We start from the raw sequence: 20,469 nt of genomic DNA, 5'->3' as shown, positions 1-20,469 counted from the left end.
TCGGTGGGGCGGGTGGTCCTTCGAGCGTACGAGGGGACGGGGCGTCAGCAGGATTCGAGGTGCCCTATGAGTGCACGGAGATCGGTGGCGTCCATACCCCAGGGTGCGAGGTCCTCCTCCGGATCTGCCAGTTCCCGGACCACGTCGTCATCCAGGATCTGGCCCATGAACTCAAGCTTTCGCCCGAGGCGTTCATGCACGATGTTGTCGACGGTGCCCTGGGCGATCAGCACGGTCACACGTGTCTCCGTGTCTGGGGCAAGACCGAGGCGGTGAATCCGGTCAAGGCTCTGCAGGTAGCGTCCCGCCGCGAAATCGCGGTCGAGGTAGACCGCGTCATGACAGACGTGGTGGAGGCTGATTCCCTCGCCGAGCGTGGCCGGGTTGGACAGGAGGACCATGCAGTCCGGGTCCTCCCGGAACCTGCGGATCTGCTCGTCACGGTCCGGAGTGCCGCCGTGGACCACTGCGGGCTGGAGGGGGTCCAGCGCCCTTGCGAGGGTGGTCAGGTTCCTCACGAAGGTCGACCAGACGAGCGTCTTGCGGCCTGCGCGGGCGTTGTCCGTCACGGTCCGGAGCACGGCTTCGTACTTCGGCGATGTCTCGTAGCGAGGCAGATCCCGCATGAGTTCCTTCAGCGGAAGGCCGTCCGCGGGCCGTAGCGGGGGCACGAAGAAGGGGAGGGGCTCGTAGCGGTCGGACCCGGATTCCAGCAGCGCCGGGTTCGTGCTGGCCATCAGAAGGTAGACGAGGACCTTGCCCAGCCGGGCGAACTCTTCCTGCTCCCGGTCCTGGAGGCCGGTCAGCTGGTTCCTGAGGGCCGAATAGAGCCTTCTGTGTGCCTCCGGGAGCTCCACGTACTTCACCCGCACGTCTACCGGCGGGAGCTGGAGCTCGCTTTTCGTGGTGCGGGTGAACAGCGGACGCAGCACCCGGCTCGCGTGGCTGAGGTCGCCTCCGCTCACCGCCCTGTCCACAGCCCGTCGTCCGTGGCCGGGCCAGACGAACGAGAGCAGGCTTTCCAGGTCCTTGGCGCCGTTGGGGGCCGGGGTCCCCGTCAGGATGAGCCGGTGCCGGGCCAGCGGCCCCAGCGCCATGCAGCTGGCACCGTAGGTGCCGCGGACACCGAGCTTCATCCGGTGAGCCTCGTCTAGCACCATCATGGACGGCGCGGAGACCAGCCAGTCGGCGAGGACGGCCTGGTACCGGCTCAGCCTCTCGTAGTTGACGAGCAGGATCTCCGCGTCGCTGTCCGGTCGCTGCGTGAAGACCCGGACGACTGGAGGCTCGGTGAAACAGCCGGCCGCCTCATCGGTCCACGCCTCGTACGCGGACTTCGGGCCGACCACGAGCAGTCTCCTGGCCTTCCCGGCGCGGCGGAGGGCCGTGTACACGGCCAGGGCGGTGCGGGTCTTCCCCGCCCCCGGCACGCTGAAGTTCGCCCCGTGGGTCAGGGACAGCAGCTTGCCGATGTCCCTCTTCTGAAAGCTGGTCAGCGGCGCCACCCAGGTGTCACCCAGGTGGTCGGCTATGGCGGAAGCGGAGATCTCTCCTGAGACCTCCGTGCCCTGAGTCCCGGCATTGATACGGGCCTCGACCGCCTGGGAGTCCCGCACCGACCCCTCCGCGAGTGACTGGAGGTCGGGTGCGAAGCGCACGCTGGCCGGATCGTGCCAGTGCCTGAGCAACGTGAGCTGTGAGAGGAACTCCTCCAGATCCACTTCTGCGGCCAGAGTGCCACGCTGGCTTCCGCTGCCGTACCGGGCGACGAACCGGACCAGGTGTTCCTGCCCATCAGCCTGGGCACGGAACACCACCTTGGTCCGGGTCTCATCGAAGTCCAGTCTGAGCGACGGCTCCTCGTCGCCGGCCACTTTCAGTCTCCGCTCGTCTTGATCAGCCAGGTGACGCCTTCGCCGTGGGTGGACACACCACGACTGGCCTGACGGGCCAGCTTCGCCAGACTTCCCCTGACCCTGAGGAGGGCGCTGTCGAAGCTCTCCTCGTCCAGGCTGTTGCTCCCGAGGGCCTGGACGAGGTCGCTCACGCTCTGGTCGATCGCGGCGCGTGCGTCGTCAAGGCGCTCGGCGGTGGTCTGCCGGACCTTCTTCAGGCGGTCGTCCCGCTCCGCCGCGTCCAGCGCACGGCGCATTCCCTTCCGCGCGGCGACCACTTCCCGCTGCGCTGCCTCACGCACGTCAGCCGTGAGGTGGCGGGATGTCTCGGTGGCGCGGGCCTGCAGGATCTGGTCGGTCACCGCCCGAGCCCGTACCACCGGGTTCGAGGGCGGGGCCACTGTGACCGAGAGGCCGGGAATCGCGATTCCCGCCGGCTCCGCCTCCTCGGCGTCGGTGGTCTGGAACAGGCTGGGGAGGCTCTCTTCCAGGTAGTTGCCCTGGAAGTCCTCTCCGATGACGCGTGTCTTCGTCTTGGCGAAGTCCAGGACGATCGCGGCGATCCTGTTCTCCTTGACGCGCTCCGCCTTCTCCTGACTGGATGCGTACACCTTCGTGAAGGTGCGGTGCAGTTCCTTCAGGTTCTCCTGGTGACCCTCGAAATCCGAAAGGGCGAGCTGGGCGCCATCTGGTGTGGCGCTGCGCTCGATCATGTCCCGGATCACACTGAGGATCCACCGCTCCTGCTTGAACGTCTTGAGCTGGATGTGGAAGTCGCGCGCGATGTCAGCCGCTTCGCGCCCCATGAGTTCCTGCTCTTCCATGGCGATCAGGCGGTTGATGTACGAGTAGTCCCGGCGCTTGTCGGGGCGCAGCTGAAGCGTCAGTTCAACCGCGTTGATGTCTTCCCAGGTAAAGGACTGGGGCAGTACACCGACTCGAATAGAGGACTGTCCCAGCCGGCGCAGGGCGGCCGCCCGGGTATTGCCGTTGACGAGGATGCCCTCGTGCGTCATCAGCCCTGGCTCCTGCTGGTCGACTGACCGCAGGCTCTCCATCAGTGCTTCGAAGTCCGGGTCGGTCTCGTCCGGGTTGGCGGGCTTCCCCATGAGCAGGCGGTGCAGGTAGTTCTGGCTCTCCGGCTGCCAGGGGTCTTCCTGCAATCCGCGGGCCAGTACGGGGTCGTGATCACGCTGAGCTCTGATCCGGTGTGTCGCCGGGTTGAAATACACGTCGCGCAACGGCATGTCGATGACACCGACATGAAGCGGCCGACCGTTCCATTCCACGGTGACGGTCTCGGGGACCGCGTCACCTTCCGTCGTCTCACGGAGCCGTCGCGCGACGAACTCGGTGTTCTTCTCGCCCTTCGGCGGAAGGTTGAACCTCAGCATCCCCACAGGTCTCCTCAACTCAGGGCCCCAGCCCTTCTTCCTTCCAGACCGGCCGGACCAGCACGCTACGAACGGCCGACCGCCGCGCGGACGGTCTCGCGAGATTCGGCCGGCAGGCTCCGGTACTCCCCCCAGAGCCTTTCCATGGCGCTGAAGTCGCGGCGGTCCGTGGCCACCCACTGCGCGAAGAGCTCGCGCTCCACCCCGCTCATCCTTCGCAGCCGGCTGAGCACGTCCGTCACATCAGTCTGCTGGCCCCGGCCACCGATCCTGCACCTGCGGCACTCGATGACCATTTCGATGACCTTGCCACCGGGCTTCAGTACCTCGCGGCGGGCGATGTCCAGCTGCGCGGTCTCGACGCCTCCGTCGTAGACCTCGCCGGCGGCGATACCGCAGACCCGGCAGAGGTGATCGTCCCTGTCGAGGATCTCACGGCGCTGCGGAGCGGTAACAGCGGCAGCGGCCGACTTGGCCCGTGCCTGTCCGGGCTTCCAGACCTCGGCGCCCATCTCGACGAATCGGTGCTCGTGAGGAGAAAGGGTGGGATCTTCCCGGTTCGTGGCGATATTCCAGCCATGTACGCGGAGGTCCCGCATGCGGCGGTCGATCTGCGAGGTCTCCGGGAAAGCCTCACGCAGCTGGGTCTTCGTGAAGATCTCCCCCACGCCGACTTCGGTGACGAGCCACAGCGCACAGCGGATCATCGTCCCCTGCTTGCTGTTCTGCCACGAGGGAATGTCAGCGTTCATCGAGATTCTCTCCTTATTACCTGATTCGCGGAAGATTGCCGCTTACGGCTGCCGACGCCCCGCGTCGGGGGCTTCCATTGGACAGGTACGGAACCGAAGAGATCAAGCTGTCACGGGTGTTTGCGGCCCAACGCAAACACCCGTGACAGGAGCGGCCCGAAAGCGCAAACACCGGAACCCAGAACCGCCGTAACGCAAACATCAACTCGGGCGGAATGATGCGTTCCTGGTTGCGCGCCCAGTACTTGATCACGTCAGACTGATTTCCTGTCACATCCGCACGCCTCTTGGAGGTTCGGTGGCCGCTTTGGGCCAGGTTCGTGAGACGTTTTGGACGGGGTGCAGCCCCGAGCGCAGGGCCTTCGCGGGGCAGTTCCGCGCCCTCATCCGGGCGATGGGCTCCGAGAAGCAGGGGGCCCGCGCAAGCCAGTTGGCGGTCCCGCTCAGCACGTTGTCCAACTACTGGAGCGGGCGCCGTATGCCGCGCGTGCACAAGCTCCGTGAGATCTACCACGTGGTGCGGCGGCACTCTGCTTCCGCGGAGCTGCCGGTCGGCCTTGCCGAGCTTGAGGGGCTTCGGGCGCGGGCGCTGACGAAGGGCGACCGTGACCAGCGGGCCGCGTCGGTCATCGCCGATTCCAGCCCCGTGAGGCCGGTTCCGCAGGAGCCCTTCCTGCTGCCCGGCACCGTTCCGGCAACGGGACCGGCGGGGGACCGGCACAGCGGCGAAAACGACAAGGCGAACGACAAGGCGAGCGACAGGACGAGGGAAGCGCTGGCGGTCCTGAGGGCGGCGCGGTCGTCCGGCGACCTGCGGCACCTCATCGGGACGGCCTGGTCTGCCAGCCGGACGCTGAGCGAGGCCGAGTTCTGTGACGCGGTGAGCGCGTTGCACGTCACCAGCGACCTGGACTTGGCCGAGACGCTTCTGCTCGCCGACGGTCAGCGCAGCGCTGACGGCACCATGCGGCTAGCCCTCGCCTTGATGGGCGCCGGTCTCGCGAGTTCGGCCGAGCTGATCATGCGGGCGAGCCTGCCCCGGGGAGGGGATGAGCGGGGGTAGCACCCCGTGCGGCCCTCGCGGCATGCCCGGGGAACAGCCGAAGAGAGCACCAGCACGGGGTGAGACGCGCCTGTCCGCCCCGGTTACCGTGGCGCCCGGCTGAGGGCTGCCTGCCATTCACCTCTCGCTTGGAGTCACTGCGTCATGCTGCACATCTCGCTGACCGTGGTCGTCGCGGCCTGTGTCGCCGTTCTCGTGGCACTCATCGCCGCCGCGGGTACTGTCGCGCTCGCACGGTGGGACCAGCGGTCCGCGCCGGCGTCGATCATGCTGGGGTTCGTCGCGTTCGCGGGCGCGCTCACGCTGATGATCGTGTTCCTGACGTTCCTGGCGGGGGCGGGAGACTAGCGGGACATTCCGGAGTCCGCCGGGAGCGGACGCGCCGCACTCCGCTTCTCACGCATGCGGGGTAAGGAGAAGCCCGCGGATGCCGCACACTTGTGGGGCGTTGTCAGTGGGGCATGTCACCCTCTGTGATGGCTGGTGGTACAGGATGCCAGCAGGGTTCGGGTTCGAAGGAGGGTGCATGGCCAGCACTGAGTCGGAGTTCACCTCGGTCGAGATCTGTGCTGGAGCCGGCGGGCAGGCCATCGGGCTGCACCAAGCGGGTTTCAGGCATCTGGCGCTCGTCGAGATCGACCCGCACGCGGCGGCGACGCTGCGGAAGAACATCGACACGCAGAAAGCGTGGCGATGGGAGAAGGAGAACTGCGATGTTCTCCATGCGGATGTAAAGAAGTTCGACCCGGCCAAGCACTTGGAAAAGGCTGGGGAGAAGTGGCTGCGCGATGGCCTTGACCTGTTGGCCGGAGGCGTGCCGTGCCCTCCTTTCTCGCATGCGGGCAAGCAGCTCGGCAAGGATGACGAGCGCGACCTCTTTCCTCGCATGCTGGAACTCGTCGAATTGCTCAACCCCAGGGCAGTCATGATCGAGAACGTGCGGGGGATCATGGATCCCAAGTTCTCGGACTACCGCGACTACATCAGGGCGCGGCTGCAGAGTGGTGATTACCGGGCAGAGAACGGGACAGTCACTTACGATCCGGGGCTCGGCTACAAGGTGTGCGCGTGGGATGTCCTGGAGGCGAGTGATTTCGGTGTCCCGCAGCTCCGCCCGCGAGCCATTCTCGTTGCTCTGCGTAATGACGTGGCTGAGGACCTGAAGTACGAATGGCCCACGGCTACGCACGAGGAGCCGGTCAGCATCGCGAAGGCGCTCCAGCCGACGATGCACGACCGCTACAAGCGCTACTTCGGCGGCGTTCACGGCCAGCGGGCGAAGGACGCCTATGCGGCCTGGCTGGACACGGCGACGCGCCGGGAAGCCGAGCTCAAGGGCAAGGGCGGAGGTATCGCGCCCACTCTTGTCGGCGGCTCGAAGAAGCATGGTGGCGCTGATCTCGGGCCTAGCCGAGCCAAGGCTGCCTGGAAGCAGCTCGGCGTTTCCGGCCTGGGTGTGGCCAACGACATGGAGACCTGCGAGACGAAGCAGTCCGAGGAGCGCGACCTCTTCGGCGCGGACGGCCCGATGCTCACGGTCCAGCAGGCGGCGATCGTCCAGGGCTTCCCTGAGGACTGGATTTTCGAGGGCGGCAAGACCGCGCAGTACCGGCAGGTGGGGAATGCATTCCCGCCGCCCGTCGCGGCCGCCGTGGGCAAGTCGATCATGGAGGTACTGAAGGCGGCGCGGGAGCGCGACGCCCAGCAGCGCTGATCAGCCCGGTTCGGCGTCCGTGCCCTCGCCGTGAGCGGGGGCACGGCGCTGTGCGACTTCGTGCGCGATCCGGGCGGCGCATGCCTCTGCGGATTCGTGCTCCCAGAACCGGAGCACCGTCCAGCCGGCGTCCTTGAGACGCTGGTCGGTGTCACCGTCACGGGCCATGTTCCGGGCGACTTTGCCGGACCAGTAGCCGGGGTTGGTCTTGGGGGCGACGTAATGCTCCGGGCATCCGTGCCAGTAGCAGCCATCGATGAACACAGCCACCTTCACCGGCCGGAAGACGATGTCCGCAGTGCGCCGGAGATCCGGCAGAGGCCGGGCCGAGACGCGGTAGCGCAGCCCCTGAGCGTGCAGGAGTCTTCGTACCAACTGCTCCGGCTTGGTGTCACGGCTGCGGATCGCTTGCATGTTCCGGCGCCGGGCGGCTGACGACGCCCACGAGCCTTCCGGCGGTGACCAGTCTGACGTGGGGCTCGGCTGAGGCATACGGCTATGGTCCTCCAGTTCGCCACCCCGTGGTCTGACTCCGGTCGTGCTCTTGCGGACGAGGTACCCCTAGGCGGTGTGAGCCGGGAGGGAAGGACCGGCTGCCGCGGCCTCGTCCGCCGTAGCGCATGCCCACAGACGGCCGTCCAGTGCGACGCTGCGGCGGTCCGTACCGGGCGGCACTTCGACAACGCGGGTGCTGACGAATTCGCCTTCCTGAGGGACGGGTACGCCAAGGCCGACAGCGATGCGCCGGTGGCTCTCGTAGTCCCCCATGATGAGGAACCCGTGCTCACGCAGTGCCGAGCGGGAACCGCCGTTCCCGCGGACGCGCTTCATGTAGTCCTTCTGCTGGGCAACGGTACGGATCACGTTCCGGCCGATCCTGCGGTTCTGTACGCGCCGGAAGAGTTCGTTGAGCTTGGACTGCCCGGACTTGTGAGCGAAGACGGCTGCTCGGTCGGCCGGATCCATGTGCAGCAGGACGTTCTCGGGCAGGTCCGCGTCACGCCAGAGCCAGACGATCTTGTCGCGGTGCTCGGCTTTCACGGTGAGCTTCAGATCGCGGTTGTTGCCCTGGTTCAGCCATTCGTCTCTGATCCGGATGACGCCCGCGCTCCACAGGCTCTTCTGGTCGTTGGCCCACACCAGGAGGCAGAGGTGGCCCCGGGCCTCCGGCGGAATCATCCACGCACCGAACTGCTGTGAGTACTTGCAGTCCACGTCGATGCCGGCGATGCGGTAGTCCATGTCGATGCCGTCGTCGAACCTGAACTCGCGCTGGAGCTTGATCTCCACCAGCGTGCCGGCGTGCGTCTTCTCGGTTTTGTAGAGCGACTTCCAGTCGTAGCGCCCCGTGTCCTCGCCGTTGAGCAGCTGGTCGATCGTGTCGCGGAGGGCACGGGCGAAACGCCGCTCGGCGGAGTCCATCTGGCGGAGATGGTTCCAGACGGCGGCGAGTTCGACGTCTTCATCTAGCTGGGTCTGTGCCTGGATGTTCAAGGCGGCGGTGACATCGAAGGGGAGCAAGCGCCAGGTCCTGTCTGCGAACAACTGATGAGGGAGGGAGCATGACGTGGCCGTTGCCGGATGTCATGGGGCCGGCAAGGACATTGTCATCTGCTGTGCTGACCCCCGGCTGTGCGACCTCGCTTCTCTACCCCTGCTCCGGACCTCCGTGGCACTCCCCATAACTCCGCGCAGCCCCGCACCAGCACTCCGCCCCCCACCCCGGCGGCCACGCCGTCGCTCGGCCCCTGGCCGCCAGTGTTGTTGCGTACTGGGGGAGGAGGTCCGGGTGGGAGGGGTGGGTGGATTCCGAGGCTGCGAAGGCTTCGTAGGAGGGGACCGTGGCTTTTACGATGCCCAGGTTCGGGGTGCCTGCCTGGGCGAGTTCTCGGAGGGAGGCTTCCAGGTCCGTGAGGTGGGCCGTGTATGTGGGGTATTCGGCTTCCAGTTCCGGGTACGCCGCCAGCAGCTCGTCCAGTTCGCGTTCCGGCCAGTGGAGGACCGCCACCGGGAACGGGCGGGAGAGGGCCGTGCGGTACGTGCCCAGTTCCGAGCGGAGGCGGGCGATCTCCGCCCGGAGTTCCGCCGGGTCCGAGGAGCCCAGTGACCACAGGCGCTTCGGGTCGTGGAGTTCGTCCAGGGGTACCGCCGCCGTGTGCAGCCGGTCCGCCAGCTCGTCCCAGTCGTCGTGCGGGAGCGCCAGCATCCTGCGGACCCGGTGGCGGGTCATCAACAGGGACTGCGTCGCGTGGGGGAGTTCCGCCGAGCCGGCCAGCAGCGTCGCCGCCTCCGTCAGGGTCGACTCCGCCGCCTCCAGCTCGTCGTGGGCCTCCAGCGTCTCCGCCGTGATCTCCCACGGCGCCGCGTCCGTCGGCCTGGCCCGCCGTACCCCGTCGATGATCGCGCGGGCCTCGGCCTCGTGGCCGTACTCCCACAGGTTCGCCGCCTTCAGCGCCCTGATCAGGAGCGGGTTCGCCGGCGTGCCGGACAGCAGGGCGTCGTAGAGGGCCGTCGCCGCGGGGCGGTCGCCCGCCAGTTCCAGGTGGGCCGCGGCCCGCAGGGACAGGGCTTCCCTGTCCCCGGGGTACTGCCCGGCGGTGCGCAGCAGGCGCTCGGCTTCGGTGGTGTGGGCGGCAGGCGTGTCGGGGCGCATGCTCTCCACCGTACTGCTGTACGGGCCTGGAGAGTTGGCGCCCCAGCGCATATCGTGCCCCGCGTGCGGGCCAGGGTGGGGCAGCGGATACCGGTCGTCGTCCAGTCGCGAGGACGGCGCCGTTCGGGTGCCCGCGTGCTGTTCGTGTGCGCCGAGACCGTCGTCACCTGTGGGGTTCTCGTCCTGCTCCTTGTCGTCCATCAGCTCTGGTGGACCAATCTGGAGGCCCGCGCCGAGGCCCTCGACCAGGTGCGCGCCCTGGAGCAGGAGTGGGCCGTGCCGCTGCCCGAGCAGACCCTGGGAGATCCGACCGTCGGCGGGCAGACACCCGGTGGGGATCCGGCCGACGAGGACTCGGTCGTCGGCGATCGTCCGGACGACGGTGCGTCGGCAGGCGCCTCCGCCGGATCCGCCGGCGAGCCCGCCTCTCCCGGCACCTCCCGCTCCGACGCCTTCGCCGTCCTCCGTATCCCCCGGCTCGGCCTCACCGTTCCCGTCGCCCACGGCGTCTCCAAGCGTTCCGTCCTCGACAAGGGGTACGTCGGGCACTACTCGGGCACCGGCGACCCCGGGCGCGTCGGGAACTTCGCGCTCGCCGGGCACCGGAACACCCATGGCGAGCCCTTCCGGTACATCAACCGGCTGGAGGAGGGGGACGAGATCTCCGTACGCACGCGCGCGCGTACGTACGTCTACCGCGTCGACCAGGTCCTGCGGCAGACCGCTCCCCGCGACGTGGGCGTCATCCGGCCCGTGCCCCGGTCCCTCGTCAAGCCCTCGTACGGGTACGACGCCCCCGGCGCCTATCTCACCCTCACCACCTGCACCCCCGAGTTCAGCAGCACCTACCGGCTCGTCGTCTGGGCGAAGCTCGTCCGGTAGCCGGGCCCGTGGCCGGAGCCCCAGCCGGACCCGTGGCTAGTCTCGACCGGGTGATCAGACGCCGGCCCCAGCTGTTGTGGCTCCTCGTTCCGTACCTCCTGTTCGTCGTCGCGCTGCCGTTCGTGAACCGGGTGCCGTTGTTCGTCCTCTGGCTGTTCGGGGCGACCCTCCTCACTCCCGTCGCCGTCGGCCTCGCGCGGCGGGGTGACCGGTCGTGAGTTCCGCCGCCGTCGCCGTCTCCGTCTTCGCGGTCTTCATGGTGCTGACCGTCGCCCTCGGGCTGCTCGCCGTCCGCCGGCACCAGACCGGCGGGCTCGACGCCTGGTCGGTCGGCGGGCGTTCGCTCGGCCCCGTCTTCATCTGGGTGCTGATGGCCGGGGAGGGGTACACCAGCTTCAGCTACCTCGGCGCCGCCGGGTGGGGGTACAACTACGGCGCCCCGGTGCTCTACGTCGTCGCCTACATGTCCTGCGGCTACGCCGTGGGTTACGTCGTCGGGCCCATGCTCTGGGGGTACGCCCGCAAGCACGGCCTCGTCGCGATCAGCGACATGGCCGCCCACCGCTACCGCCGGCCCTGGCTCGGCGCCGCCGTCGCCGTCCTCGCGACCGTCTTCCTGCTGCCGTACATCCAGCTCCAGATCACCGGCATGGGCGTGGTCGTGTCCACGATCTCGTACGGCACGATCGGCCTGAACCCCGCCTACTTCCTCGCCTTCGCCGTCACCACCGGCTTCGTCGTGGTGAGCGGGCTGCGCGGGAGCGCCTGGGTGTCCGTGCTCAAGGACGCGCTGGTCATCCTCACCCTGGGCTTCCTCTTCGTGTACGTGCCGCTGCACTACTTCGGCGGGTTCGGGGAGTTCTTCGGGCGGCTCGTCGACGAGAAGAGCGAGTGGCTGAAACTGCCCGGACACGGCGGCGAGGAGAGCGGGTACGGCGTCGGCTGGTTCGCCTCCACCACCGTCCTCAACTCCCTCACCGTCGTCATCTTCCCCACCACCGTCGCCGGCTACCTCGGCGCCCGCGACGCCGACACCCTGCGCCGCAACGCCGTCTGGCTGCCCGCGTACAACGTGCTGCTCTTCGTCCCCATGCTGCTCGGCATGGCCGCGCTCTTCGTCGTCCCCGGGCTCGTCGGCGCCGAGTCGAACCTCGCGCTGTTCGAGCTGGTCACGGACTCCCTGCCCGCCTGGGCCGTCGGGCTCGTCGGGGTCGCGGCGGCGCTCTCCTCGATCGTGCCGATGGCCGTGTTCATGCTGGTCATCGGCACCATGTGGGGGCGGAGCGTGCTCAGCCTCGCGCCACGGCTGCGCGCCCGCGAGAAGGGGCTCTCGCAGTTGGTGGTCGTGGTCGCGGGGGCGCTCGCCCTCCTCATGACGTACACCGCCCCCAACACCCTCGTACGCCTCTCCCTCATCTCCTACGAGGGGATGGCCCAGCTGCTTCCGCTGGTGCTGCTGGGTCTGGTGTGGCGGCGGATGACCCTGGTGGGCGGGGTGTGCGGGCTCGCGATGGGCGTCGCGCTCGTCTGCGCGCTGGTCTTCTCCGGGAACGATCCGCTCTGGGGCGTCAACGCGGGGCTGCTCGCCCTCGTCGCCAACCTCGCCGTGGCCGTCCCCGTCAGCCTGTACGGGCCTCCGGACCGCGGCGACGAGCGCCCCGACGACGAGGTGCTCGCCCTGGAGGAGTTCACCGAGGCGGCGGTCGGTGGTGTGCGGGCCTGATCCCGGGGCCGGTCAGTGCGGGTGCGGCCGTCCGCCCCGTGCGGGCCTGATCCCCGGCGCCCGTCACCGCTCGGGCCGCCGTCCGCCCCGTACGGGCCTGATCCCGGCGTCGGTCAGTGCGGGTGCGGCCGTCCGCCCCGTGCGGGCCTGATCCCGGCGCCCGTCACCGCTCGCGCCGCCGTCCGCCCAGTACGAGCGTGAGCGCCGCGCCCGTGAGCGCCAGCCCCGCCGAGACCAGGAGCGTCGTGTCCGGGCCCGCCGGCACCAGGGCCAGCGTCAGGGCCACCCCGGCCGAGGAGCCGATGTAGCGGGCGGTGTTGTTGGCGCCCGAGCCCATCGCCGCCCGCTCCGGCGGTACGGAGTCGACCGCGAGCCGGGGGAGCGCGGCGTTCAGGAGGCCGCTGCCCACGCCCGCCACCACCAGCCCGGGGAGCAGGCGCGGCCAGGGGCCTTCGAGCCCGCCGAGCAGAGCGAGGACCCCTGACGCCGACAGGGCGAAGCCCAGCGCCAGCTGGTACGCGGCGGAGAGCCGGCCCGCGAGGCGGCGGGCCTGGAGGGCCGCCACGAACGCCGTGCCCGACCAGAGCAGGAACAGCGACGCCGCGCCGAGCGGCGACATTCCGGCCCCGCCCTGGAGCAGCGCGGGCACCACGCTGAACAGCCCGATCACCGCCAGGCCCGTGAACAGCGCCCCCAGCGTCGACGCCAGGAACGTGGGCCTCCGCAGCAGGGCCAGGTCCACCATGGGCGCCCGGCTCCGATGCTCGACGACCACGAAGAGCGCCGTCAGGGCGGCCGATGCCAGGAGCAGGAGACCCACCGGGGCCCGCAGCCAGCCGTCCCGGCCGAGAGTGAGGGCGGTGAGCAGGGCCGCCAGGGCGAGGCCGAGAGTGACCGCTCCGGTGATGTCGGGGCGGGAACGGGACCGCTCAGGTGCCGGTCCGTCGGCGGTCAGCGTCCGCGCCCCCACCGCCGCCGTCGCCAGCGCCGCCGCGCCCAGTACCCCGTACGCCAGCCGCCAGTCCGCCAGGCTCAGCGCGCCCGCGAGCAGGGGGCCGAGTGCGATGCCGCCGCTGACCGAGGCCCCCCAGATGCCCGTCGCCCTGATCCTGTCCCGGCCCGCCGGGTACGCGTGGGCGAGCAGGCCCAGGCTGCCCGCGAGGACCGCCGCGCTCGCCGCGCCCTGGGCGATCCGGGCGGCGGTGAAGGTGAGCGTGGAGCCCGCGAGGGCGCCGAGGGCGGTGGTGAGGCCGAGGGTGAGGGTGCCGAGGAGGAAGATCCGGCGGCGCCCGTGCGCGTCGGCGAGGCTGCCGGCCACGAGGAGGAGTACGGCGAGGCCGAGCGGGGTGCCGTTGAGCAGCCAGGCCTGGGCCGAGGCCGGGGTCGCGAAGGCGGCGGCCATGTCGGGGAGCGTGAGCATCGGGGCCGTGTAGTTCATCAGCGCGACGGCGGTGGCGGCGGCGGTGACGGCGAGGGCGGCCCCGGGCCGGCCGGCGCGGCCGGGTGACCGGGGGGCGGCCTCGGTGGTGGCGGGCTGGAGCATGACAGGGACCTCCACCGTCGGTCGGTTCGGTGACTGAACTCACCGTACCAGTTAGGTTCGTTCATTGAACCTTGATTGGGTACGATGGATCCCATGGCTCTCGGCAAGGACTACGCCCACCAGCAGTGCTCCATCGCCCGCGCCCTGGAGGTCGTCGGGGAGCGCTGGACCCTGCTCGTCGTGCGCGACGCCTTCTACGGCGTCCGGCGCTACAGCGACTTCCTCGTCCACCTCGGCGCCCCCCGCGCCGTCCTCGCCGCCCGCCTCCAGGCCCTCGTCGAGGCCGGCGTCCTCGGCCGGCGGCGCTACCAGGAGTCGCCCCCGCGCGACGAGTACCTGCTCACCGAGCGCGGCCTCGCCCTCTGGCCGGTCCTGCGCTCCCTCGGTGCCTGGGGCAGGACCGAGGCGCCCGGGGCCGTACCCGTACGCCACTTCCACCACGCCGACTGCGGCACCGAACTCGGCCCGTACGGCGAATGCCCCGCCTGCCGTGTCGCCGTGCCGCCCGCCGACGTCGAGATGCGGCCGGGATCCGGGCTCGACCGGGACCCCGCCGACCCCGTCAGCCGCGCCCTGCTCCACCCCCGCCGCCTCCTGGTCCCGCTGGAGCAGAACTGACGTCGGGCGGAGCCCGGCCGGCACGGCGGGTACGGGAACTCTCGGGCCTCCCCGCGCGTCCTCACCGTGAGACCGAAGTCGACGGACGCTGTACCGTCGAGGGGAACGGAACGCCGAGAGGGGGTGACGGGATGACGATCAGGGCCCTGGTCCTGCGCATCGTCGCGCCACTGTTCTTCCTCCTCGCCGTCGCCGACCTCCTGCTCTCCGACGGTGCGAGCGTCTCCGCCGCCGTCGCCCTCGCCGCGACCGGCGTCGTGTGCGCCCTCTTCGGAGCCCGTACGGCCCTGGCGGTGCCGCCCACCGCCGTCCGCACCGCCATACGCGACCGCGAGCGCCGCACCGCCTTCCTGCCCCAGCGCGATCCCGACGCCGCAGGGCGGCGCAGACCCCGCGCTCCCGGCCGTCCCCTCCTGACGGCCGCGTAGGGAGCTCCCGCACCACCCCATCACCCGGACACCCCTCACGCGGATCCGTCATGCCGAGACCCGAATCTCCCCGGCACGACGAGACCCCACGGAGGGCTCCCCCTTGTCCGTCTTCGCTTCCCTGGTCGAGCGGCTCGCCGACCTGCTCCAGCCGCTCTTCGCCGGCACCGCCACGGCCGCCGCGATCATCCTCTTCACCCTGCTCGTACGGCTCGCGATCCACCCGCTCTCCCGGGCCGCCGCCCGGGGCCAGAAGGCGCGCACCCGGCTCGCCCCCCAGCTCGCCGCGCTCCGCAAGAAGCACGCCAAGAACCCCGACCGCCTGCAGAAGGCGATCATGGAACTGCATGCCGAGGAGAAGGTCTCGCCGCTCGCGGGCTGCCTGCCGAGCCTGCTCCAGGCACCCGCGTTCTTCCTGATGTTCCACCTCTTCTCCAGCGGGCGGATGGCCGGGCACAGCCTCTTCGCCGCCCCACTGGGCGACCACTACGCCGACGCCCTCTCCCACGGCGGGGTCTTCGGCCCGGCCGGCCTCGTCTACCTCGTGCTCTTCGCGATCGTGGCCACCGTCGCCACGTACAACTACCTCCGGGCCAAGCGGCAGCCGGTGGCGGTCGCGGTGGAGCCCGGCCAGCCCGGCGCGGGGGTGGCCGCGGGCATGGCCAAGTTCCTGCCGCTGCTCTCCTTCGCGACCCTGATCTCGGTCGCGGCCGTACCGCTGGCCGCCGCGCTCTACATCGTCACCAGCACCACCTGGACCGCCGTCGAGCGGACCTTCCTCTACCGGGACATGCCGGGGGCGGCCCTGGTTACTCCCGCGTAAGGGTCCAGTGCGTGAACGGGGTCTTGCAGAGTGACCTGTTCTCTTGGAGGATCGACCAATCCTCCGATGGCCGCACTCCATCGGCCGGGGTACCCCAGGGCCTTTCCCGGGCCCGCCTCGACCACAGGGAGAAGTCCATGAAGCTGCTGCGTGTCGGCCCGCCCGGAGCCGAGCGTCCCGCCCTGCTCGACCAGGACGGAAGGCTCCGCGACCTGTCCGCGCTGGTCGACGACATCGACGGCAGTCTGCTCGCCGACGCCTCCGCCCTGGACCGCGTCCGGGCCGCCGCCGGCGCCGGAGTGCTGCCCGCGCTCGACGCCACCGGGCTGCGCGTCGGCCCGCCGGTCGGCCGGATCGGCAAGGTCGTGTGCATCGGGCTGAACTACCACGGGCACGCCGCCGAGACCGGTCAGGCCACCCCCGCCGAGCCCGTCGTCTTCCTCAAGGCCGCCGACACCGTCGTCGGCCCCGACGACACCGTGCTCGTACCGCGCGGCTCGGTGAAGACGGACTGGGAGGTGGAGCTGGCGATCGTCATCGGCCGCACCGCCCGGTATCTGGAGACCGACGAGGAGGCCCTCGCGCACGTCGCCGGGTACGCCGTCGCGCACGACGTCTCCGAGCGCGAGTTCCAGATCGAGCGCGGCGGCACCTGGGACAAGGGCAAGAACTGCGAGACCTTCAACCCGCTCGGGCCCTGGCTGGTCACCGCCGACGAGGTGCCGGACCCGCAGGCGCTCGGCATGCGGCTCTGGGTCAACGGCGAGCTCAGGCAGGACGGTCACACCTCGGACCAGATCTTCCCGGTCGCCGAGGTCGTGCGGTACGTCAGCCGGTTCATGACCCTCTACCCCGGCGACATCATCAACACCGGCACGCCCGCCGGTGTCGCCATGGGGCAGCCGGAGCCCAAGCCGTACCTGCGGCCCGGCGACGTGGTCGAGCTGGAGGTCGACGGCCTCGGCCGCCAGCGCCAGGAACTCAAGAGCGCCTGATCCCGGTGATCTGAAGCGAAAGGGCGGCGCCCCGCGTGGGGCGTCGCCTTTTTTGTGCTGGTTTTTGCATATTGCCTGATATGGAACGAAACGCCTATGACCGCCGCCGTGACCGACGCCGTCTCGCCCTCATCGCCGCGTCCACGGTCGGAGCCACCGCCCTGGTCGGCGCGCTGGCCGTGACCGGCTGGGCCGAGCCGCTGCCGGGCGGCCTCGGCCCCTGCAAGCCCGGCAACTGCCCCACCGGTCCCTACCCCGGCATCGGCAGCGGCGACGTCGTGTACCGCGACAACAACATCAACATCTTCGTCGGCGGCGACTTCCTCGTCCGCGAGGCGGCGGCCGAGGCCGAGGGCAAGGTCGTCGTCCTCGGCGCCTTCGACCAGAACAAGAAGGCCGGGGTGTCGGCCGTCTACAACGTCGGCGTCGCGGGCGTCGGCTCCCGCGTCCCCCCGGACAACGGCACCGACTTCCTCACCGTCGGCAAGGACCTGACGGTCGCCTCCGGGCAGCGGCTGCTCGCCGAGGAGGGCTCGGTCAGCGGCGTCGTACGGTACGGGGGCACGCTCTCCGGCACGGTGGCGCCCACCCCGGTGCACGACGCCGACGCCGCCGCCCCGTACACCGCGCTCCGCGACCAGCTCACCGACGCGAGCCAGTGCTACGCCTATGTGAACGGGGCCTCCCGCACCCCCACCGGGACCGCCGTCAACAACGGCTCCGAGACCCTCTTCACGGGTGACGGGACCTCGTCGCTCCAGGTCTTCAACGTCGACTTCGACCTGGAGTCGGCGAGCGGCGGCCAGCAGGGAATCGCCTTCGCCGGGATTCCGGCCGACGCGACCGTCCTCGTCAACGTCCTCGGCGGCGAACGCGTCGTCGACTCGTACATCGCCGGGCTGCCGGACGGGCTGCGCGACCGGGTGCTGTGGAACTTCCCGGACGCGAGCCGGGTCAAGTTCGAGGGGACGGCCCAGTTCGCGGGCGGTGTCCTGATCGGCAACCAGGCCAGCACGACGACGATCACCATGCCGGGCATGAACGGCCGCTTCTTCACCACCGGAAACCTGACGCACTCCTCGGAGACCACGGGCGGCGGTGGCCAGGAGATCCACGCGTATCCGTTCAACGGCGACCTGCCCGACTGCACGGATCCCACGCCGACCCCGACGCCCACGGAGCCGACGCCTACACCGACGGAGCCCACTCCCACTCCGACCGAGCCGACGCCGACACCCACGGAGCCGACCCCGACACCGACCGAGCCCACCCCGACACCCACCGAGCCGACCCCGACCCCCACGCCCACCGACGACACGACCGGCGGTTGGACGGCCGGCGGGAGTGACGGCGGGAGCGACGGTGGTTACGGGGAGAACGGCGGATACGGCAACTCCGGCGGCGGCAACCACGGGCCGATGGGCCAGCTCCCCGAGACCGGCGCGGGCACCGGGAAGATCGTCATGGGCGCCACCGCCGTCGGTCTCGCCCTCGGCGGCGGCGCGCTCGTGGCCTTCACCCGGCGGCGGAGGCGTATGAGCTGAGCGACCGCCCCGCCCCGACCCCGAGACCCCGACCCCGAGACCCCGACCGGGACCGGGCCGCCCCGCGCGGTCCCGGTCGGGTGTCGGTCAGAGCCTCACCGTGACGCCCTCGCGGGCGGACCTCCTCGCCGCTTCCAGCACGTCGAGCGCGGCGGCGGCCTCGTGGGCCGTGACCGGGTTCTCGCCCGTGCCGCGCAGGGCGGCGGCGACGGCCGCGTAGTACGCCGGGTAGTCGCCCGGCAGCGACTCGACCGGGGTTCCGCCGCCGGTCAGCGGGGACTCACCGGCACCGATGCGGCCCCACAGGGCCTCCGGCTCCACGCCCCACACGGCCCCCGGCACCGGCCGCAGCCCCTCGCGGAGTGCGGCCTCCTGCGGGTCGAGCCCGTACTTCACGAAGCCCGCGCTCTGCCCGAGGACCCGGAAGCGGGGGCCGAGCTGGGCGGTGGTGGCACTCACGTACAGATGGGAACGGACGCCGCCGGCGTGGGTGAGCGCCAGGAAGGTGTCGTCGTCGGCCTCGGCGCCGGGCCGCCGTACGTCCGACTCGGCGTACACCGAGACCACCGGCCCGAAGAGCACGAGCGCCTGGTCGACGACATGGCTGCCCAGGTCGTAGAGGAGGCCACCGATCTCCTCGGGTGCGCCCGACTCACGCCAGCCGCCCTTGGGGTACGGGCGCCACCGTTCGAAGCGGGACTCGAAGCGCTGGACCTCGCCGAGCGCGTCCTCGTCGAGGAGGCGGCGGAGCGTACGGAAGTCGTTGTCCCAGCGGCGGTTCTGGAAGACGGAGAGCAGCAGCCCCCGCTCCTCGGCGAGGGCGGCGAGGCCGCGCGCCTCGGCGGCGGTCCCGGCGAGGGGCTTGTCGACGACGACGGGGAGGCCGGCCTCCAGGGCGGCCGTGGCGACGGCGACGTGCGTCTTGTTGGGGGAGGCGACCACGACCAGGTCGAGCGCGGGGGAGCCCTCCGCCCAGAGTTCCTCGGGGGCGGCGACGACCCGGACGCCCGGGTGGGCGGCGCGGGCCTCGGCGGCCCGTTCGGGGTTGCCGGTGGTGACGGCGGCGAGGGTCAGGTCCTCGGAGGCGGCGATCAGCGGGGCGTGGAAGACGGAACCCGCGAGGCCGTAGCCGACGAGCCCGACGCGGAGGGGGGTGCGGGGGGCGGTGCCGGGAGCCCGCGTGCCCGTGGGATCCGTACGCGTGCCCGTGCCGGTCGTGTCCGTGCCAGTCATGCGTCTCACTTAAGCAACGGTGTTGCCGAAGTGCAAGCGGCAGCGACAATGGACGGGTGAAGAGGGACCTGGGTGGAGTCAACGTGCCGGCACTGCGCAGCCACAACGCCGCGCTCGTCCTCGACCTGCTGCGCGCGGCGGGCGCGGCGGGCATCAGCCGTCTGGAGCTGGCCGAGCGCACCGGGCTCACCCCGCAGGCCGTCAGCAAGATCACGGCGCGGCTGCGCGCGGAGGGCCTCGCCACGGAGGCCGGCCACCGGGCCTCGACCGGCGGCAAGCCCCGTACCGTCCTGCGGCTCGTCCCCTCCGCCGGGTACGCCGTCGGCGTCCACCTCGACCGCGACGGGCTGACCACCCTCCTCGCCGACCTCGCGGGCACCACCGTCATCCTCCGCCGCCGCCCTCTGGGCCTGGGGGAGGGGGCGGGGCCCGTCCTGGACGCGGTGACGGAGGAGGTCCGGAGCGTCCTGACCGAGGCCCCCGGGCCCGTCCTCGGGGCGGGCGTGGCCATGCCCGGCCCCCTGGACCACCGTGCGGGCGTGCCCGGCCGGGTGACGGGCTTCCCGCAGTGGGCGGGGCATCCCGTCCGCGAGGAACTGGCCCGCCGCCTCGCCCTGCCGGTCGTCCTCGACAAGGACACCAACGCCGCCGCGCTCGGCCTCGCCCTCCGCCCCGGCGCCGCCGGCTCGTTCGCTTACGTCCACCTCGGTACGGGGCTGGGCGCGGGCCTCGTCCTCGGCGGGGCGCCGCTGCGCGGGGACAGGACGGGGGCCGGTGAACTCGGCCACCAGACCGTCCAGCTCGACGGGCCGCCGTGCGACTGCGGCGGGCGCGGCTGCCTGGAGGTCCTCTGCCTGGCGGCGGTCCGGCGCGGCGAACCCGCCGAGGCCGCGCGGATCCTCGGCGCGGGCGCGGCGAACCTCGTACGGCTCCTCGACGTCGACCAGGTGCTCCTGGGCGGCCGGGTGGTGCTCGCCGCGCCGGAGGTGTTCGAGGCGGGGGTGCGGGAGGTGCTGGCCGGCCTGGGCCTGACGGCCCCGGTGACGGTCGCGGGGGAGCGCGACGCGGTGGCACGGGGCGCGGCCTGGCTGACACTCGCCCCGGTCTTCGGGAAGTAGCGAGCCCGGAAGCCCGGAAGCCGGAAGCCCGGAAGGCCCGCAAGTCCCGAAGCCCGCAAGCCCGCAAGCCCGCAAGCCCGCAAGCCCGCAA

Annotated in this window: 20 protein-coding genes; 12 read left to right on the top strand and 8 right to left on the bottom strand. The window is 70.8% G+C overall.

The window, feature by feature from the left end:
• Positions 1–44: 44 nt before the first annotated feature.
• From V4Y03_RS11910 to V4Y03_RS11900, 3 genes are all read right to left on the bottom strand, one after another.
• Entirely contained in the window at positions 45–1,874 is a 1,830-nt protein-coding gene (locus V4Y03_RS11910; protein ID WP_332434902.1) for a DEAD/DEAH box helicase, read from the bottom strand.
• A gap of 2 nt (positions 1,875–1,876) precedes the next feature.
• On the bottom strand, positions 1,877–3,289 hold the full coding sequence (locus tag V4Y03_RS11905; RefSeq protein ID WP_332434901.1) for a transcriptional regulator: 1,413 nt from the start codon (positions 3,287–3,289) through the stop codon (positions 1,877–1,879).
• Between the two features lie 65 nt (positions 3,290–3,354).
• Positions 3,355–4,041: a hypothetical protein gene (locus V4Y03_RS11900; RefSeq protein ID WP_332434900.1), complete on the bottom strand. Its 687-nt coding sequence runs from the start codon at positions 4,039–4,041 to the stop codon at positions 3,355–3,357.
• A 394-nt stretch (positions 4,042–4,435) separates the two neighbouring features.
• On the opposite strand from V4Y03_RS11900, the gene V4Y03_RS11895 reads away from it, so the two are divergent.
• From V4Y03_RS11895 to V4Y03_RS11885, 3 genes are all read left to right on the top strand, one after another.
• Positions 4,436–5,104: a hypothetical protein gene (locus V4Y03_RS11895; RefSeq protein ID WP_332434899.1), complete on the top strand. Its 669-nt coding sequence runs from the start codon at positions 4,436–4,438 to the stop codon at positions 5,102–5,104.
• 144 nt (positions 5,105–5,248) lie between these two features.
• Positions 5,249–5,452: a hypothetical protein gene (locus tag V4Y03_RS11890; protein WP_332434898.1), complete on the top strand. Its 204-nt coding sequence runs from the start codon at positions 5,249–5,251 to the stop codon at positions 5,450–5,452.
• 178 nt (positions 5,453–5,630) lie between these two features.
• A complete protein-coding gene (locus tag V4Y03_RS11885) occupies positions 5,631–6,818 on the top strand; it encodes a DNA cytosine methyltransferase (RefSeq protein WP_332434897.1) in 1,188 nt (395 codons plus the stop codon).
• On the opposite strand, the gene V4Y03_RS11880 is transcribed toward V4Y03_RS11885, so the two are convergent.
• The 3 genes from V4Y03_RS11880 to V4Y03_RS11870 form a co-directional block, all read right to left on the bottom strand.
• On the bottom strand, positions 6,819–7,310 hold the full coding sequence (locus V4Y03_RS11880; protein WP_332434896.1) for a very short patch repair endonuclease: 492 nt from the start codon (positions 7,308–7,310) through the stop codon (positions 6,819–6,821).
• Positions 7,311–7,379: 69 nt separating this feature from the next.
• Positions 7,380–8,339, bottom strand: a complete 960-nt coding sequence (locus tag V4Y03_RS11875) for a NaeI family type II restriction endonuclease (RefSeq protein WP_332434895.1) — start codon at positions 8,337–8,339, stop codon at positions 7,380–7,382.
• Between the two features lie 127 nt (positions 8,340–8,466).
• On the bottom strand, positions 8,467–9,471 hold the full coding sequence (locus V4Y03_RS11870) for a hypothetical protein (protein WP_332434894.1): 1,005 nt from the start codon (positions 9,469–9,471) through the stop codon (positions 8,467–8,469).
• A gap of 63 nt (positions 9,472–9,534) precedes the next feature.
• Between V4Y03_RS11870 and V4Y03_RS11865 the strand changes: the two genes are divergently transcribed.
• The 3 genes from V4Y03_RS11865 to V4Y03_RS11855 are packed head-to-tail and all read left to right on the top strand — an operon-like array spanning position 9,535 to position 12,076.
• Positions 9,535–10,353 (top strand): class E sortase, encoded by an 819-nt coding sequence (locus tag V4Y03_RS11865; RefSeq protein ID WP_332434893.1) that lies wholly within the window; start codon positions 9,535–9,537, stop codon positions 10,351–10,353.
• Positions 10,354–10,403: 50 nt separating this feature from the next.
• Positions 10,404–10,571, top strand: coding sequence for a hypothetical protein (locus V4Y03_RS11860; RefSeq protein ID WP_317874370.1), 168 nt, complete (start codon positions 10,404–10,406; stop codon positions 10,569–10,571).
• A gap of 38 nt (positions 10,572–10,609) precedes the next feature.
• Entirely contained in the window at positions 10,610–12,076 is a 1,467-nt protein-coding gene (locus V4Y03_RS11855; protein ID WP_317874388.1) for a sodium:solute symporter family protein, read from the top strand.
• A 163-nt stretch (positions 12,077–12,239) separates the two neighbouring features.
• On the opposite strand, the gene V4Y03_RS11850 is transcribed toward V4Y03_RS11855, so the two are convergent.
• Entirely contained in the window at positions 12,240–13,619 is a 1,380-nt protein-coding gene (locus V4Y03_RS11850; RefSeq protein ID WP_332434892.1) for an MFS transporter, read from the bottom strand.
• 84 nt (positions 13,620–13,703) lie between these two features.
• On the opposite strand from V4Y03_RS11850, the gene V4Y03_RS11845 reads away from it, so the two are divergent.
• The 5 genes from V4Y03_RS11845 (at position 13,704) to V4Y03_RS11825 (ending at position 18,027) form a co-directional block, all read left to right on the top strand.
• Positions 13,704–14,237 carry a winged helix-turn-helix transcriptional regulator gene (locus V4Y03_RS11845; RefSeq protein WP_332434891.1) on the top strand — a complete coding sequence of 178 codons (534 nt, stop codon included), beginning with the start codon at positions 13,704–13,706 and terminating at the stop codon, positions 14,235–14,237.
• 131 nt (positions 14,238–14,368) lie between these two features.
• Complete coding sequence (locus V4Y03_RS11840; protein ID WP_332434890.1) at positions 14,369–14,665, top strand: DUF6412 domain-containing protein; 297 nt, start codon at positions 14,369–14,371, stop codon at positions 14,663–14,665.
• A 103-nt stretch (positions 14,666–14,768) separates the two neighbouring features.
• On the top strand, positions 14,769–15,488 hold the full coding sequence (locus V4Y03_RS11835) for a YidC/Oxa1 family membrane protein insertase (protein ID WP_317874366.1): 720 nt from the start codon (positions 14,769–14,771) through the stop codon (positions 15,486–15,488).
• Positions 15,489–15,625: 137 nt separating this feature from the next.
• Positions 15,626–16,483, top strand: coding sequence for a fumarylacetoacetate hydrolase family protein (locus tag V4Y03_RS11830; protein ID WP_332434889.1), 858 nt, complete (start codon positions 15,626–15,628; stop codon positions 16,481–16,483).
• Between the two features lie 80 nt (positions 16,484–16,563).
• A complete protein-coding gene (locus V4Y03_RS11825) occupies positions 16,564–18,027 on the top strand; it encodes a choice-of-anchor A family protein (RefSeq protein ID WP_332434888.1) in 1,464 nt (487 codons plus the stop codon).
• An 87-nt stretch (positions 18,028–18,114) separates the two neighbouring features.
• On the opposite strand, the gene V4Y03_RS11820 is transcribed toward V4Y03_RS11825, so the two are convergent.
• Complete coding sequence (locus V4Y03_RS11820) at positions 18,115–19,260, bottom strand: Gfo/Idh/MocA family protein (protein WP_317874363.1); 1,146 nt, start codon at positions 19,258–19,260, stop codon at positions 18,115–18,117.
• A gap of 56 nt (positions 19,261–19,316) precedes the next feature.
• Between V4Y03_RS11820 and V4Y03_RS11815 the strand changes: the two genes are divergently transcribed.
• Positions 19,317–20,378 (top strand): ROK family transcriptional regulator, encoded by a 1,062-nt coding sequence (locus V4Y03_RS11815; RefSeq protein WP_332434887.1) that lies wholly within the window; start codon positions 19,317–19,319, stop codon positions 20,376–20,378.
• Positions 20,379–20,469 lie beyond the last annotated feature (91 nt).

Origin of the sequence: Streptomyces sp. P9-A4 (assembly GCF_036634195.1) — a bacterium.
Lineage (GTDB): Bacteria > Actinomycetota > Actinomycetes > Streptomycetales > Streptomycetaceae > Streptomyces.
The sequence above is the reverse complement of the archived record's forward strand: the minus strand, read 5'-3'. Positions and strand labels throughout refer to the sequence as shown.

Bases quoted from the DNA above. Each gene is read 5' to 3' on its own strand.
- V4Y03_RS11830 (WP_332434889.1), top strand. From the start codon at position 15,626: ATGAAGCTGCTGCGTGTCGGCCCGCCCGGAGCCGAGCGTCCCGCCCTG.
- V4Y03_RS11840 (WP_332434890.1), top strand. From the start codon at position 14,369: ATGACGATCAGGGCCCTGGTCCTGCGCATCGTCGCGCCACTGTTCTTC.
- V4Y03_RS11895 (WP_332434899.1), top strand. From the start codon at position 4,436: ATGGGCTCCGAGAAGCAGGGGGCCCGCGCAAGCCAGTTGGCGGTCCCG.
- V4Y03_RS11855 (WP_317874388.1), top strand. From the start codon at position 10,610: ATGGTGCTGACCGTCGCCCTCGGGCTGCTCGCCGTCCGCCGGCACCAG.
- V4Y03_RS11820 (WP_317874363.1), bottom strand. From the start codon at position 19,260: ATGACTGGCACGGACACGACCGGCACGGGCACGCGTACGGATCCCACG.
- V4Y03_RS11825 (WP_332434888.1), top strand. From the start codon at position 16,564: ATGGAACGAAACGCCTATGACCGCCGCCGTGACCGACGCCGTCTCGCC.
- V4Y03_RS11905 (WP_332434901.1), bottom strand. From the start codon at position 3,289: ATGCTGAGGTTCAACCTTCCGCCGAAGGGCGAGAAGAACACCGAGTTC.
- V4Y03_RS11850 (WP_332434892.1), bottom strand. From the start codon at position 13,619: ATGCTCCAGCCCGCCACCACCGAGGCCGCCCCCCGGTCACCCGGCCGC.
- V4Y03_RS11890 (WP_332434898.1), top strand. From the start codon at position 5,249: ATGCTGCACATCTCGCTGACCGTGGTCGTCGCGGCCTGTGTCGCCGTT.
- V4Y03_RS11885 (WP_332434897.1), top strand. From the start codon at position 5,631: ATGGCCAGCACTGAGTCGGAGTTCACCTCGGTCGAGATCTGTGCTGGA.
- V4Y03_RS11900 (WP_332434900.1), bottom strand. From the start codon at position 4,041: ATGAACGCTGACATTCCCTCGTGGCAGAACAGCAAGCAGGGGACGATG.
- V4Y03_RS11880 (WP_332434896.1), bottom strand. From the start codon at position 7,310: ATGCCTCAGCCGAGCCCCACGTCAGACTGGTCACCGCCGGAAGGCTCG.
- V4Y03_RS11845 (WP_332434891.1), top strand. From the start codon at position 13,704: ATGGATCCCATGGCTCTCGGCAAGGACTACGCCCACCAGCAGTGCTCC.
- V4Y03_RS11870 (WP_332434894.1), bottom strand. From the start codon at position 9,471: ATGCGCCCCGACACGCCTGCCGCCCACACCACCGAAGCCGAGCGCCTG.